15 protein-coding genes and 1 pseudogene are annotated in these 15,528 nt (G+C 42.9%); 13 read left to right on the forward strand and 3 right to left on the reverse strand.

Annotated elements, in window-relative coordinates; all coding sequences use genetic code 11:
• Nucleotides 1-49 precede the first annotated feature (49 nt).
• The 10 genes from N596_RS08245 (at nucleotide 50) to N596_RS08290 (ending at nucleotide 10,397) form a co-directional block, all read left to right on the forward strand.
• Nucleotides 50-892 carry a PTS mannose/fructose/sorbose/N-acetylgalactosamine transporter subunit IIC gene (locus N596_RS08245; RefSeq protein ID WP_023022097.1) on the forward strand — a complete coding sequence of 281 codons (843 nt, stop codon included), beginning with the start codon at nucleotides 50-52 and terminating at the stop codon, nucleotides 890-892.
• Complete coding sequence (locus N596_RS08250; RefSeq protein WP_042361448.1) at nucleotides 876-1,730, forward strand: PTS system mannose/fructose/sorbose family transporter subunit IID; 855 nt, start codon at nucleotides 876-878, stop codon at nucleotides 1,728-1,730. The genes N596_RS08245 and N596_RS08250 overlap by 17 nt, the downstream gene beginning before the upstream one ends.
• Before the next feature lie 102 nt (nucleotides 1,731-1,832).
• A complete protein-coding gene (locus tag N596_RS08255; protein ID WP_023027586.1) occupies nucleotides 1,833-2,126 on the forward strand; it encodes a hypothetical protein in 294 nt (97 codons plus the stop codon).
• A gap of 127 nt (nucleotides 2,127-2,253) precedes the next feature.
• A complete protein-coding gene (gene groES, locus N596_RS08260; RefSeq protein WP_006595108.1) occupies nucleotides 2,254-2,538 on the forward strand; it encodes a co-chaperone GroES in 285 nt (94 codons plus the stop codon).
• 23 nt (nucleotides 2,539-2,561) lie between these two features.
• Nucleotides 2,562-4,184, forward strand: a complete 1,623-nt coding sequence (gene groL, locus N596_RS08265) for a chaperonin GroEL (protein WP_023027587.1) — start codon at nucleotides 2,562-2,564, stop codon at nucleotides 4,182-4,184.
• Nucleotides 4,185-5,049: 865 nt separating this feature from the next.
• Nucleotides 5,050-6,312, forward strand: a complete 1,263-nt coding sequence (locus N596_RS08270) for an ABC transporter permease (protein WP_042361340.1) — start codon at nucleotides 5,050-5,052, stop codon at nucleotides 6,310-6,312.
• 15 nt (nucleotides 6,313-6,327) lie between these two features.
• On the forward strand, nucleotides 6,328-6,960 hold the full coding sequence (locus N596_RS08275) for an ABC transporter ATP-binding protein (RefSeq protein WP_009731296.1): 633 nt from the start codon (nucleotides 6,328-6,330) through the stop codon (nucleotides 6,958-6,960).
• 12 nt (nucleotides 6,961-6,972) lie between these two features.
• A complete protein-coding gene (locus tag N596_RS08280) occupies nucleotides 6,973-8,349 on the forward strand; it encodes an ABC transporter permease (protein WP_023027591.1) in 1,377 nt (458 codons plus the stop codon).
• Nucleotides 8,350-8,421: 72 nt separating this feature from the next.
• Nucleotides 8,422-9,075, forward strand: coding sequence for a response regulator transcription factor (locus N596_RS08285; protein ID WP_023027592.1), 654 nt, complete (start codon nucleotides 8,422-8,424; stop codon nucleotides 9,073-9,075).
• Nucleotides 9,072-10,397, forward strand: coding sequence for a sensor histidine kinase (locus N596_RS08290; RefSeq protein ID WP_023027593.1), 1,326 nt, complete (start codon nucleotides 9,072-9,074; stop codon nucleotides 10,395-10,397). The genes N596_RS08285 and N596_RS08290 overlap by 4 nt, the downstream gene beginning before the upstream one ends.
• A 179-nt stretch (nucleotides 10,398-10,576) precedes the next feature.
• On the opposite strand, the gene N596_RS08295 is transcribed toward N596_RS08290, so the two are convergent.
• Nucleotides 10,577-11,266 (reverse strand): ABC transporter ATP-binding protein, encoded by a 690-nt coding sequence (locus tag N596_RS08295; RefSeq protein WP_023022105.1) that lies wholly within the window; start codon nucleotides 11,264-11,266, stop codon nucleotides 10,577-10,579.
• A 1-nt stretch (nucleotide 11,267) separates the two neighbouring features.
• Nucleotides 11,268-12,371: an ABC transporter permease gene (locus tag N596_RS08300; protein WP_023027594.1), complete on the reverse strand. Its 1,104-nt coding sequence runs from the start codon at nucleotides 12,369-12,371 to the stop codon at nucleotides 11,268-11,270.
• A 261-nt stretch (nucleotides 12,372-12,632) separates the two neighbouring features.
• On the opposite strand from N596_RS08300, the pseudogene N596_RS10175 reads away from it, so the two are divergent.
• From N596_RS10175 to N596_RS08310, 3 genes and pseudogenes are all read left to right on the forward strand, one after another.
• Nucleotides 12,633-12,758: pseudogene (locus N596_RS10175) on the forward strand (GAD-like domain-containing protein); the annotation flags it as partial.
• A 56-nt stretch (nucleotides 12,759-12,814) separates the two neighbouring features.
• Entirely contained in the window at nucleotides 12,815-13,195 is a 381-nt protein-coding gene (locus tag N596_RS08305; protein ID WP_006152825.1) for an immunity 22 family protein, read from the forward strand.
• Nucleotides 13,196-13,281: 86 nt separating this feature from the next.
• Nucleotides 13,282-13,824 (forward strand): T6SS immunity protein Tdi1 domain-containing protein, encoded by a 543-nt coding sequence (locus N596_RS08310; RefSeq protein WP_006153019.1) that lies wholly within the window; start codon nucleotides 13,282-13,284, stop codon nucleotides 13,822-13,824.
• 485 nt (nucleotides 13,825-14,309) lie between these two features.
• Here N596_RS08310 and N596_RS08315 read toward each other — a convergent pair whose 3' ends face one another.
• Entirely contained in the window at nucleotides 14,310-15,455 is a 1,146-nt protein-coding gene (locus N596_RS08315) for a low temperature requirement protein A (RefSeq protein ID WP_023027595.1), read from the reverse strand.
• Nucleotides 15,456-15,528 lie beyond the last annotated feature (73 nt).

Here is a 15,528-nt window from a genome sequence, read left to right on the forward strand (position 1 = left end):
CTAGCTCTTCGTCACTAAACTATATTTACAAACAAAAGGAGCGTTTGTTATGACAATTTCATGGATTCAAGCAATCTTGCTTGGTATTTTCGCCAGCTTGTCTTCAATGCCTGGTATGGGTGGTTCCAGTATCGGGAACTATACACTTGGTCGTCCCCTGGTCGGAGGTTTGATTTCAGGGTTGATCCTTGGAGATGTGACAACCGGTATCATGGTCGGGGTTGCCCTTCAGGTCGTATACATCGCCTTGGTTACTCCTGGTGGAACTGTATCTGCCGATGTGCGGGCTATTTCTTATATTGGAATTCCTCTTTCTATCTTATTTGTTCATGCTAACAATATTACTGGTGAGGCAGCAATTGCAGCGGCAGCAGCCCCAATCGGTGCAGCCGTTGGGACTATCGGTACCGTTCTTTTCTACGGTACTGCGACAATGAATTTGCTTTGGCAACACATCGGTTGGAAAGCCGTTGAAGAAGGAAACTTCAAAAAACTCTACGCAGTTGACTGGGTTTACCCTTGGATCTCTCATTTCCTCTTCTCTTTCCTTCCAACAATGATTATCACCAAATTCGGTGAAAACATGGTGGATTTGATGAAACAATACCTTCCGATGGATGGTTACTGGATGAAAGCCCTCTTTACAGTCGGTGCCCTTCTTCCATGTGTCGGTATTGCCATCCTCTTGAAGCAAATCGTTACAGAAGTGAGAGACTTCATTCCATTCTTTGTTGGATTTACTTTGGCAAAATCTCTTGGCTTGAACTTGGTAGCGAGTGCGGTAGTTTCATTGATTTTTGCAGTGATCTACTATGAACTTGAAGTGATTAAAACAATGAAAGTCGTCCCTGCTGGAGCAAATGACTTTGACGATGATGAGGAGGATATCTAAGATGGCTGATAAAAAGAAAATTTCAAAGAAAACGCTAACCAAAGCATTCCATCATTGGTATTATGGTCACTTGACCTGTTTCTCTCAAGAACACATGCAAACCTTTGGGTATTTGACTTCTATGCTTCCAATCGTGGAAGAAATGTATGATTCTAAAGAAGAACAAAAAGAAGCTATGCAAACCTATACAGCCTTCTTTAATACCGAACCCCAACTAGGATCACTGGTTGTAGGGATTACAGCTGGTTTGGAAGAAGCTCGTGCCAATGGAGAAGCAGTAGATGGCGAAACCATCAACGGGATGCGTGCTGGTTTGATGGGACCAATCGCTGGAATTGGTGACTCCTTGGTTGTTGGGACTTTAATCCCTGTACTTCTCGGTATTGCCCTTGGTCTTTCTAAAGGTGGAAACATTGCAGGGGCTCTCTTCTACATCGTCGTTTGGAACCTCTTGGTATACTTGGGAATGCGTTTCGCTTTCTTCAAAGGTTATCACTTAGGGGACAAGGCGGTTGAATTCCTTGTAGGACCAAAAGGACAAGCCCTTCGTAAAGCGATCAGTGTAGTCGGTGGTATGGTCATCGGTGCCGTAGCAGCGACTTGGGTCTCTGTTACAACAGCCCTCGAATTTAAAAATGCTGACGGAGAGGCCTTTCTCAAAATCCAAGAAAAGATTGATGGTGTTTATCCAGGTCTCTTAACTGCTGCCTTTATCACTCTTTGCTGGTGGCTCATGGCGAAGAAGAAAGTCTCACCAAACAAGGTGATGCTTCTCTTGGTCATCATCGCCTTGGCTGGGGTAGCTCTTGGAATCTTTGATCCAGGTCTCAAATACTAAGAGAAAACTAGAAATAGTTTATTGCAACCGGAGCATTGAGAATGAAGTACGTGACCTCCTTTACGAATACTTCATTCTCAATTTTTATTAAAGGAGGCATCTATGCACACCAGACAAGAATTAATAAAAGGGTATGAGACGGAAATTCGCTACCAACGGTATATGTTGGAAAACTTGGGGCGTTGGTTTAGTGTGCTCTTTCTCATGGCTAGTATCGGTGGGCTGCTGATTTATTTCTTTCACAAGACTTCCCTACTATTTTTGATCTTAGGTAGCTTGATCGCCCTGTTCGGGATTGTGGGGATGTTGGTAGTGGGATATGGGATGTATCGTGGTCGAGCCAACCTACAAAAAGTTGTCCAAGCTTACCAAGAAAAACTAGATCTGGTTGGCTAGAAATCGAAAACACTTCGAAAAGATTGAGGTGTTTTTTTCTTGACTATTTTTGACCAAGTGATACAATAGAAACATGGGTTAGCACTCGATATCAAAGAGTGCTAAAATACAGAAATGGAGGAACGACATGTTAAAACCATTAGGAGACCGCGTGGTCTTGAAAGTAGAAGAAAAAGAACAAACAGTCGGTGGCTTTGTCATCGCAAAAGCAAGTCAAGCTGAAACCAAAACAGCAGAAGTCATCGCTGTAGGTGAGGGAGTTCGGACCCTCAGTGGTGAGTTGGTAGCACCAAGCGTCAAAGTCGGTGATACTGTCTTAGTGGAAAATCATGCAGGCGTTGAAGTGAAAGACGGTGATGAGAAATACACGATTGTTGGGACTGCAAGTATTCTTGCCATTGTTGAAGCTTAAAGATTCAGAAAGGAGAAAGATCTATGTCAAAAGAAATTAAATTTTCATCAGATGCTCGTGCAGCCATGGTCCGTGGGGTTGATATCCTAGCAGATACCGTTAAGGTAACCTTGGGACCTAAAGGGCGAAATGTGGTTCTTGAAAAATCATTTGGCTCACCATTGATTACCAATGATGGGGTAACCATCGCCAAAGAAATCGAATTGGAAGACCACTTCGAAAATATGGGTGCCAAATTAGTATCAGAAGTAGCTTCTAAGACCAACGATATCGCTGGAGACGGAACAACGACTGCGACTGTCTTGACTCAAGCCATCGTCCGTGAAGGGATCAAGAACGTTACAGCTGGTGCGAATCCAATCGGTATCCGTCGTGGGATTGAAGCAGCGGTTGCGACTGCTGTTGAAGCCTTGAAAGACAATGCAATTCCGGTTGCCAATAAAGAAGCTATTGCCCAGGTTGCAGCTGTCTCTTCTCGTTCTGAAAAAGTCGGGGAGTACATCTCAGAAGCCATGGAAAAAGTGGGCAACGACGGAGTAATCACCATTGAAGAATCTCGTGGAATGGAAACAGAGTTAGAAGTCGTTGAAGGGATGCAGTTTGATCGTGGTTACCTCTCTCAATACATGGTCACAGATAATGAAAAAATGGTGGCAGACCTTGAAAATCCTTATATTTTGATCACCGATAAGAAGGTGTCAAATATTCAGGAAATCCTTCCATTGCTTGAAAGTATCCTGCAAAGCAATCGTCCGCTCTTGATCATTGCTGATGATGTGGATGGAGAAGCCCTCCCAACACTTGTCTTGAACAAGATTCGTGGAACTTTCAATGTTGTAGCTGTCAAGGCACCAGGATTCGGTGACCGTCGCAAAGCCATGCTAGAAGACATCGCTATCTTGACAGGCGGAACTGTTATCACAGAAGATCTCGGTCTTGAGTTAAAAGATGCGACCATCGAGGCGCTTGGTCAAGCAAGTAGAGTGACAGTAGATAAAGATAGCACGGTTATTGTAGAAGGTGCAGGAAATCCTGAAGCCATTGCCAACCGTGTAGCTGTGATTAAATCACAAATTGAAACAACTACTTCAGAATTTGACCGTGAAAAATTGCAAGAACGCTTGGCTAAATTGTCTGGCGGTGTTGCAGTGATCAAGGTCGGAGCTGCAACCGAAACCGAATTGAAGGAAATGAAACTTCGTATCGAAGACGCCCTCAATGCGACACGCGCAGCGGTTGAAGAAGGAATTGTTGCAGGTGGTGGTACGGCCCTTGCCAACGTTATTTCTGCAGTGGAAACCCTTGAATTGGAAGGGGATGAAGCGACAGGACGTAATATCGTACTTCGTGCCCTGGAAGAGCCTGTACGCCAAATTGCCCATAATGCAGGCTATGAAGGATCAATCGTCATCGATCGCTTGAAACATGCAGAAGTCGGAACAGGCTTCAATGCTGCAACAGGTGAATGGGTCAACATGATTGAAGCAGGAATTATCGACCCAGTGAAGGTGAGCCGTTCAGCTCTTCAAAATGCGGCTTCTGTAGCGAGTCTTATCTTGACGACCGAAGCAGTGGTAGCCAACAAACCAGAACCAGCTCCAGCAGCATCAGCTATGGATCCAAGCATGATGGGTGGGATGATGTAACACGTTACAAAAGATTGAGGCTTTGCCTCTAATCATTTGACGCCAACCACTATGTTGCGGCTTGGCTAAACGTCTTACTAGCTTAAAGGGAGGAAAGTATCGTTCCTCCCTTTTTCGCGTTGTAACCTATGTAACTGAAGCACCTCATTAGGATACGGCAAGCACTATGGTGCCTTGCCTAAGCATCTTACTAAGAAAACAAAGAAGACATTATCGGCCTTCTTTATTTTCTGTCGTAACCTTTGTAAATGATTGGTGCTAAGGCACCAAATCATTGGACGCCAAATCGACTACATATTTATATATATTGTAATTGTTTGTGAAGTGCAATTGTTGAAATTTATTTTTCTGCAAATTCAGCTTTAACGACTAGATTAAAAAACTGCGATCGGAGTAAAAAAACAAAGGGTGGTTGAATTGTCGATTTTCTTTAAATGTAGTGATATAAATGCGTTCTTTTCAATTGAACAAACATCTATAGAAGTCCCCTTTTTTTAGTCATCCATCCGTTTTATGTTTGGAACAAAATTGCAATACAAATTCCTTTATTTTGTAACAAAGATAGGTTAAACTATATTAAGTAGAAAAAAGTTCTACATCAGAGCAAGGGGGGATACTTCCCACATACATGTCTAAAGACAAAAACTTGATCGAATAAAATAAAACTTTTTGATTCTTAATTTTTATCGACCTTTTTCATATTAAACTTTTTCATCCACCCCTTGCTAAAAGCTCCTCCAGATTTTTCTGGGGGAGTTTTTTTGTATTTCATAAACATTTCACATTTCTCCTCTATAATGAAAGCAACAAATGATGAAAGCGTCCACACTGTATCGCTGTGGACCTTGAAATGGAGGGTAAGATCATGCTCTTACAACAGGCAATCGCCTATATTTCTCGAAAAAGAACGAGGAATCTGGTCCTCTTTCTGATTCTCCTCTTGATCCTCTCTTGCTTGTATTTCTGTTTTTCACTGATGCAAGTGGGAGGAAAACTGGAGGACCACATCAAACAGTCGGCGGGGACCAGTTTTGCTCTGACCAGTAAACAAGGGGATAAGCCCTTTGCTCTGAAGGAAGCTGAAAAGGTGCGGCAACTGGACGGGGTGGGATCCATGGTTCCTCAATATGAAAGTCCCGTTCGTATTCTTGGTAAAGAAGCGGTGACGGGACAGCAGTCGGTAGAAAGGGATGATCTGGGACAGGAAGCCAAGCAAGCACTAGGCGCTGTCTTCACCCAGAAGACAGACCAGCATCTGGATTTCCGAAGTGGCAGTTTCCAATTGGTGCAAGGCAAGCACTTATCCGATAAAGCGAGCGGACAGATCTTGATCCACGAAGAGTTGGCTAAGAAGAACAAGCTAAAGGTCGGAGATCAGTTAACCTTATCCAGTTTTCAGATGGGAGAGACTCCTGCCAAAGAGCAAACCTTTGAAATCGTTGGGATCTTTTCAGGTAAGAAACAGGAAAAATTCACAGGAATGACCTCTGATCTGAGTGAAAACCAAGTCTACCTCCCTTATGAGGATGCGACCAAGCTCCTAGGTCTCAGTCAGCAAGAAGTGACCCAGGTTACCTTTGGCGTTAAAGATCCTGAGAAAATTGATGCTCTCTTGAAGCAAGTAAAAAGCTTGGATCTGGATTGGCAGTCTCTCCGCTTGGTCGAGGATCGCAAGGCCTTTGACCAGATGAAGGAGTCCTCTCAGACCCTAGAAGGCCTGGTACGGATTATGATGATCGTCCTCCTGGTGACGGGAGCAGGTGCCCTATCGCTCTTACTGAGCCTCTGGACACGGGAGCGGATCCATGAAATCGGGGTTCTCTTATCCATTGGAAAGAGCAAGGGACGGATCTTTGGACAGTTCCTCTTGGAAGTGGTGCTGGTATCCTTACTGGCAGTGATTCCGGCCTTTCTCATCGGGCGGATGGTTAGCCAACGTTTCTTAGAACAATTTGTCGGAGAGACGGGACAACAGCAGACCCTTGACCTACTTCATCAGATCCCTCAAGGCCTTTCCTTAGGAATCGCCTATGCTAGCCTCTTGGGCTTGATCCTTCTGTCGCTCGGTGCAACCACCAGCTTGATCTGGCGCAAGACACCAAAAGAAATATTAACAAAAATGAGTTAAGGAGAAATGACACATATGTTAGAACTCAAAAATGTAGCCTATAGTTACCAAAGCTATAGTGAAGATATCCTCTCAAATGTGAACTATCAGTTCGAAAATGGGACATTTTACAGTATTATTGGCCAGTCAGGAACTGGGAAATCAACCCTCCTCTCCCTCTTGGCTGGTTTGGACAATCCCAAGAAGGGGCAGGTTCTCTTTGATGGGGAGGATATCCAGACCAAAGGATCTAGCTACCACCGCAAGCACCATGTTTCCCTGGTTTTTCAGAATTACAATCTGATCGATTATTTGACACCACTTGAAAATGTCCGCCTAGTCAACAAACAAGCTGGGAAAGAGATTCTTTTGGAATTGGGGCTGGACGAAACGCAAATCAAACGCAATGTCCTCCAACTATCCGGAGGGCAGCAGCAACGGGTGGCCATTGCACGTGCGCTCGTTTCAGAAGCGCCTGTCATCTTGGCAGATGAGCCAACAGGAAACCTAGACGAACAAACAGCAGGTGATATCATTGCGATTTTGAAGAAGTTGGCCAAGGAACGCCAAAAATGTGTCATCGTCGTCACCCACAGCAAGGAAGTGGCAGAGGCCTCCGATGTGGTCTTGGAATTGAGTCGCCGTAGCCTCGTTGAGAAGAGCAAGTAAGGAGGGAATGCTATGTTGCGAAATGCTTTTGCTTATATCACACGTAAATGGCCCAAGTCTCTCTTGCTCTTTGCCATCATTCTCCTCATGGGGACCTTGAGCTTGATCGGACTCTCCATGAAGGGGGCGACCCAAAAAGCTTCATCAGAAAGTCTAGGCTCCATCACCAATAGCTTCTCGATGCAGATCAATCGACGGACCAATCCGGGAACCCCTCGGGGAGCTGGGAATCTCAGAGGAGAGGATATCGAAAAAATCAGCCAGGTAGAGGGCATCACCTCCTCCATCAAGCGGATCAATGCTATCGCGGATATCCTAGACCACGAGATTATTGAGACAGAAGAAACTCTGCAAAATCAATCTCCAGAGCGGGCTAAGCACTTCAAAAACACCTTGATGGTGACAGGGGTCAATGACTCTTCAAAAGAAGATAAATTTGTCTCTGGGGCCTACAAGCTGGTTCAAGGGGAGCATCTGACCGATAAGGACAAAAACCAAATCCTCATGCACGAAGATTTGGCGAAAAAGAATGGCCTCAAGGTGGGCGATAAGGTGCGTCTCAAGTCCAACCTCTACGATGCTGACAATGAAAAAGGGGCCAATGAAACCGTCGAAGTGACCATTAAAGGCTTGTTCTCAGGGAAAAACCAAGCTCCTCTCACTTACGCCCAAGAATTGTATGAAGATACACTCATTTCTGATTTGGATACAGCTGCCAAACTCTATGGCAATACCGTCCAAACAGCTACCTATGAGGATGCGACCTTCTTTGCAAAAGGGGATCAGGACCTGGATAAATTGATCGAAAAAATCAAAGCCTTGGATATCCCATGGAATTACTATGATTTGGTTAAGAGCTCTTCGAACTACCCAGCCTTGCAAAAATCGATCAGCAGCATGTTCCAAGTGGCGAACTACTTGTTTATTGGTAGCCTCATCTTTGCTAGCTTGCTTCTCACTCTTCTTCTTGTCTTGTGGCTCAATGCCCGTCGCAGAGAAGTTGGAATCTTACTGGCTCTTGGACTTTCTAAGGTACAGATTGCGGGGCAATTCGTGGCAGAATTGGTCATGATTTCCATCCCAGCCTTCCTCCTCTCCTATGGAGTCGCAGGTCTTCTTGCCAAAGCAGTAGGAGATACGGTGCTCAAGAACGTAACCAGTGGCATTGCCAAACAAATGGCTCAAGAATCCTCTGCCGCAAACCTTGGTGGAGGAGCTGAGGCGGAAAGCTTCAGTAAGACCCTGACAGATATCCATATGGACATCCAACCGAGCCAATTGCTGGTGATTGTTTTGGTCGGTGGGATTCTCTTGATTCTCGTATCCATCCTTTCTTCTCAATGGCTCTTGCATAAGAAACCAAAGGAACTCTTGGTGGATGTCGAATAATAGATTGTTTCCTAAAATAGAAATAGGGTATAATAGGAGGTAGAAGAAGTTTCTTAGATAAAAGGAAAGTGTATGAAGATACTAATCGTAGAAGATGAAGTCCTGATTCGAGAAGGAATGAGCGACTATCTCATGGAATGTGGCTATGAGGTCTTTGAAGCAGGCGATGGGCAGGAGGCTCTGGACCTCTTTCACAGAGAAGCGCCGGATATAGTTTTGCTAGATATCCAGCTTCCTATCCTCAATGGCTTGGAAGTCCTCAAGGCCATCCGGAAGACTAGCTCAGTCCCTGTCCTCATGCTAACGGCCTTCCATGATGAGGACTATAAGTTGACGGCCTTTGGAGAGCTGGCAGACGGCTACCTTGAAAAACCCTTCTCCTTGTCCCTCTTGAAGGTCCGGATCGAAGCTATTTTTAAAAAGCTTCAACCTTCACGGGTCTTCACCTATGGAGAGGCGCGGGTGGATTTTGAGAGTTATACAGCCAGCCTAGCTGGGCAAGCCATTTCCATGAATGCCAAGGAGTTGGAAATCTTGGAATACTTGCTCCAGCATGAAGGTAAAGCCCGGACTCGCTCTCAGATCCTCGATGCTGTCTGGAAGGAGACGGAGGAGATCCCTTTTGACCGGGTGATCGATGTTTATATCAAGGAACTACGAAAAAAACTAGAGCTGGACTGTATCGTTACGGTACGCAATGTCGGCTATAAATTGGAGAGACCATGACCAAACGGAGTATCTTTGCAAAGATCTTTCTGATCACCTTTGCCCTTTTTAGTAGCTTAGTCATCCTTCTACATGCTTCGGTTTATTTTATTTTCCCATCGACCTATATCGAGTCCCAGCGCCAGACGATTTTGAAGAAATCAGAGGCCCTGGCCAAGAGTTTCCAAGGTCAGACAGAAGGGACCATTGAGTCGGTCATCGACCTTTATTCCAAGACCAATGATATCAAGGTCTCTATCAAGGGCAAGCAAAAACAAAATGCCATAGAGATAAAAGATGACCTGCTCCTCAACCCTGACAGCCAGAATAATTCTCTGGTGATTGAAGAGCGAAAGATTCAGACCAAAGAAGGGAAAGACTTGACCTTGCAATTCTTAGCGACTGTCGATTCGCAAAAGGAAGCGCGGGACATCAGTCTGGGCTTTCTTCCCTATAGTCTTCTTGCCTCCTTTGTTTTGTCGCTGATTGCCTCCTATCTCTATGCCCGCATGATTTCTGCTCCGATCCTTGAGATCAAGCAGATGACCAAACGGATGAAGCGGCTGGATCGGACAGCCAGTCTCCCCATTCACTCGCAGGATGAGATCGGCGTCCTCAAGCAACAAATCAACGACCTCTATCACCATCTCCTAGAAGTGATTGACAATCTAGAGCAGCAGAAACAGGAAAATCTGAAGTTGGAGCAGATGAAGGTCGAATTCCTAAGAGGGGCTTCGCATGAGCTCAAGACTCCTCTGGCCAGCTTGAAGATTATCCTCGAAAATATGCGGGATAAGATCGGTCGCTACAAGGATCGGGACCGCTACCTGTCGGTTTCCCTCGATATCGTCGATGAGATGAATCAGATCGTCCTAGAAATCCTGTCCCTGTCCTCTGTCCAAGAACTGGCTGGTGACAAGGAGTGGATCCAGCTGGACCAGGTCTTAGAGCAGATCCTCGACCAGTACAAGGTCTTGGCTCAATCCCGCTCGCTCACGATTGACAATCGAATCCCTGACAAACCAGTCTATATGGATCCAGCCATTCTGAAATTGGTCCTCTCAAATGTCATCAGTAATGCTGTCAAGCATTCGGATGCCGGTGGAGAGATCCAACTCCGTCTCGAAGAAGAAGGGACGCACTTGGCTGTTGAAAATACCAGCCAGGAAATGGTAGAGACCGCTGAGATGCCAATGTCCGCTAGCCGCCAGAAGAAGGAAGGTGGCTTGGGACTCTTCGTGGTTCAACACTTGCTGGATCATGAAGAACTGGCCTACCAATTTGATAAAACGGCTATGGGCTTACGCTTCCGTATGGAACTGCCCAAAGATCCTCAAGACTAAAAAAATAGAGAGTGGGACAGAAATCGGTCATTCGTTAGAATTCGATTTCGTCGTCCCCCCTCCGCACAGTTGAGTAGGGCTATAAAAGCTGATGAAATCAGCGTAGTAGAACTGCGTCTTGCTCGACAATCCAAAGACAATTGAGAGGCTAGGACTTTTGTCCCAGCCTCTTTTTGTACTTAATCAAGCTGTTCTACCTTTAGCAATTGGCCATGTTTTAATTCATAAATGGTATCCACATAGGTCAGGATGGAGCGGTCATGGGTCACCATGATGGCGCTCTTGTTTTTGGATTTGACTTCTTTCCGGATCAACTGGGCGATTTCTTGCCCCCGATCAGGGTCTAGGCTAGCGGTTGGTTCATCGGCTAAGATGACCTGCGGATTTCCGATAAAGGCGCGAGCAATAGCTGCCCGTTGTTTTTGTCCACCAGACATCTGATTAGGGTATTGGTGGTAACAAGCTTCGATGCCCAGATCTGCCAGCAAGGCTTTGACTTCCTCTTGGCGTTTTTTCTTGTCCTTTTCTCCTTTCAATTTGGCTACCAGTTCTAACTGATCACCGATTTTCATGTAGGAGAGGAGCTGGTGATCTTGAAAGATGAAGCCAAGCAATTCCAGCCGTTTTTGTGTCCACTGGCCTTGGTTGAGGCCGGTCAAGTCTTGGCCAGCGATACGAATCCGGCCCTCGTCTGCTGACAAAAGCAAGCCAGCGATGGCTAAGAGAGTGGATTTACCAGATCCTGAAGGGCCCAAGATTGCGACAAATTCGTTGGGTTCGACGCTTAAATTAAGTTGGTTAAGGACATGGTGCATCTGGCTGCCATCGGCGTAGGATTTTCTGATATTTTCTAATGCAATAATGGCCATCTTATTCTCCATTTCCACCAATGACTTCGATTGGATCTACTTTTTTGATTTTGACAAGGGACAAGGCACCACACAACATAGAGGTCAGGATAAAGCTAATCGAGATGGTGAGGTTGTCTTTCAGGGTCATAAAGGAAGGGACACTATTGGGTAAAAATGGTGCCATCATAGTTGCCAAGCCAAGTCCCAGCAGTACTCCGATGAGGGAGATGATGGTGAGCTGGGATAATTGGACATAGGTAATCTGGCTCATGGACATGCCAATAGCCTTTAAGACGCCAAACTGTTTCAACTTCTGCAGGGTGAGAATATAGAAGAAGACCCCAAGGATAGCAGAGGAAGCGAGTAGCAGCACCCAAGTAATCATCCGTAGCGTCAAGTTTTGAGCCTTGTAGCCAGGGATTTTATCGATTACTTGCTTTTTATCCGCTACCATTAAGTTGCTGGCTAGATCGCTAGAGGTAATGCTCTTCTTGGTCACAAGGGTTTGGACTTGCCATTGATAGCTTGGATCTGTTTTTTGCCGCATGCCTGTGTAGGTCTCAGAGCTGATAAAACCAATCTTGCTATAGCCGTATTTGGCATTGTTCGCGAAGGCCACGACCTTGAGTTTTTGCTTAGAAGTTTTATCGATCACTTGATCACCGACCTGGATCCCCTCATCCTCTCTGAAAGAGCTGTTCAGAATGACTTCATTTTTCTTTAAATCGGATATCTTGAGGTCACTATCTTCCATGATTGGATTAAGGATTTCTTCTTCATTGTGGTCGGTCGCGAAGTAGGTGATATCTAGGGTATTGGAATCCTCTGATTTTGAGATAGTTGCCCGCTGGATCGACAAGCCAGAATAATCCAATCCTTCTATCTTGTTTATCTCATCTAAATCCTTAGCCGTAATGGTTGAAAAGGGGATAATCCCTTCTGAATCCGTCGAAAGGATATAATACCGGGACCCATAGTTATCGATTTGGGCAGATACCGAACGGCCCAGTCCATTTGTTAGACCGGACAAGAACACCACCATAAACATGAGAATGGTAATGAGAAGTTCAATCAGGATAAATTTCTTGGGTTGGTATTTAATTTCATTCCATGCGATTTTCATATTCGTTCTCCTTTTAGCAGGGAGGTGCTCAAGTAGCTTGGCACCTAAACATACTCTACCATCATACCATAAGTGGAGGGAGAATATGGGGATGGTGTTTGGTAGAGTGCTTCAAAAACATTATTTTTATTATCTTTCCTTTAGATACTTAAAAACGCATGAGACTGTTATTCTTCTTGTTAAGTAGTCTTTGGTACATATGGTTTGTGGTATACTAGAGGCAGAGTGAAACGTGAATAGGAAATCAAATCGGAGGAAAACATGCTAGAAAACTTTATCAAAGTGACAGACATGCCCCAAGAAGTGATTGAAAAATATAAGGATCAAGTTCCAGCTGAGTTGTTACAGATTTGGCAAGAGGATGATCTGGGAACCATTTTAAATGGTGGAATAGCTTCATTGCCAGAGGGACTGCGGAGTTTTGGAAAATAGAAAGGATAATTATGGAAACAGAAAACACAGTGTCAATTTGGATTGGCAACTTTGCTACTAAGTTAGATTTAGATGAGTTTATAAATTTGAAATATGATGAAGAAGGGGAGGTGGTTCCGTCATTGTTTTATAATCAATACAATATTGATATTGATGACATTGATGATTACTTAATTGAAAAAGAAGTTTTTGAAACCAGCTTTACAAATTTGTTTGACATGCTAAAGGAGGCATCCTATAATAATATTATTGTAAACAATTTAAAGCAAAAAGGCATAAATCCCAATATTGAACCCAATAATGCGTTGATTTTGATATATAATTATCAGTTTGATAGCAATACTTTACGAACAATTAGCACAGAATTTATAGCGACTGTAGAGTACAAATAATTAGAAGATAAAAATGAATCGAGTTACATTTTATAGAGTAATTGGAGTGGTTAAATTCACAATCTAAAATCAAGAAAGAGGAAAATATGTTAGAAAACTTTATAAAAGAGGCAGATATGCCCCAAGAAGTTATTGAAAAATACAAGGACCAAGTCCCTGCTGAGTTGGTTCAAATTTGGCAGGAGGATGGCTTGGGAACCTTTTTAGATGGTTATCTCAAAGTCATTAATCCAGACGACTATCTTGAACTTCTCCAAGATAGTTATTTCAGAGGAGATGTCGCTTTTCCTATGTTCGTAACAGCATTTGGAGATATTATTACTTGGGAAGAGAATGCCTATGTGGGAATTGTCCAATATAATATTCAGGATTTGGATATTATGATTAAGCGTATGGATCGTTTCATAGAGTATGTTGATGATGAAGATTTCAAAGACGATTATTTCGATATTCCACTCTACAAAAAAGCTGTTGCCAAACATGGGCAATTGGCCTACGATGAATGTTTCGGTTTTGTTCCTTTGCTAGCTTTGGGAGGCTTTAAAGATGTGGATCACATGGATAAAGTAAAAGTCCTAGAGCACATTTACCTCATGTACCAGCTCACAGGCGGAGTGATGGACGATTGATAAAAAAGAACCACCCTCGCGGTGGTTTTTTCGATGAAAACGAGTGTTAGATAACTAGCGAGTCTGTCTTTGGATGAGACTCGCTTATTTTGTGAATATAGACTTTTTGGTACAAAAAACAAAATGACAAGCAAAAAAGCCTTGTAAATTAAGGCTTTTTCCTGTTGATTTAGATGCCCCCTACATGAATTTGTAAGAACTTTTCATATTGAAAATAAACAAAAGTGTTGAAATATAGCTGATTTTAGGGAAATACTTTTAGGTGTTTTCACTGTCAGGCTTTAAAAACGTGGCAAAAGTGGGGCAAAAACGAATGACTCACATTTGGTTTGAAAATCTATAATACCTAATGATTATGCCATACTAGATATATAGTGTTGTTATAAATAAATGTCAGTGCGAGTTCAAATCGGAGGATAAAATGGAAAAACAAATTAATGAAAAAAAAGCCTTGGTTCCCAAAGCTTTTTTATGTTATAAACTCATTAAAAGAACCCCCAGTTAGATTTGGAATATTTTTTATTCTGTGTCATATAAAAATAAATAAAATGAGTGGCTATAGCTAGAGCTAAAATGGTTGTTATACTCACTACTATTATAGGATTAGAAGCAAAGATTAAAGAGAGAATCAAGGCAGCCAGATAGAGTGTCGCTTGGACACAGTAGTAACTTTTCGAATAGCGAAGATAGTGTTTGTTATAGGGCCCATTTACTAGGACAGCAGCTTGAAAGAGGCCAAATCCGATATAAGAGAAGCTGGTTGCAAAGAGACGATTAGCTTCAGGATTCAGAAGAAAACTCATCGATACAGTCATCATCATAAGCCCAATGAAAATAGGATAGTGACTGTAAATTAGAAATAGTCCCTTTTGATTAGATTTTTGATCAATAGCATGGTCGAATTGACCAAAATAAAACAAGAACAGAGAAATCATAATTATGAAATAAAGAACCGAATAAATCGAGAAATTCTCGATTGTAAAGAAGTTAGCTAGCCCCATAATCATCTCTCCAAACGTAATAATGACAAGAAGGGAGATGCGCTCGATTAAATGGGGGAGATTTACCTGGTAATGCTTATCTTTACTAAGCAAGATAATTGGCATAATAAATGTTAGCAGAATACTAGCAAATAAGATAGAGACCCCAACGTAAATAGGAAGAAGAGCTGCTAGATAGACTCCTAAACTTCCTAGACCTGTTATCCATAGAAAACCTTTGATACTTTCCCGATTAGCATTATCGGTTGATTTTCTAAAAAATTCAACCAAATATTGTAAAAATAAGGTAAAGGTTAATGTACCAATAGCCCAACAGAGATAATGAAAATATTGTTGCCAATCAGGTCCCATCATATTGGCTATAAAGAGTAAAATTCCCATTTTGATAAACATGATTACCATGTTAAATAAAGAGTTCTTTCCATAGCGATTGGTATAAATGGTTTGAATCATCCAGGAATCGGTGAGAACCAAGACAGCTATGAAAAAATCAAGGAAAGAATTCCAAGTCAAAATACCGTTATGAAGATGCTCAATTAAAGTAGTTACTTTTGAAATTGCAAAAACAAAAACTAGGTCATAAAATAGTTCTGAAAATTCTACACGTTTATGCTTAATAAGAGTTGTCATATTAATACCTTTCTACTTTAGAAATACAATTCATTATAACAGAAAATGGTAATGAGAGAAAAAGGTTATGCTT

It is taken from the genome of Streptococcus ilei (assembly GCF_000479335.1).
GTDB classification, from domain to species: Bacteria; Bacillota; Bacilli; order Lactobacillales; family Streptococcaceae; genus Streptococcus; species Streptococcus ilei.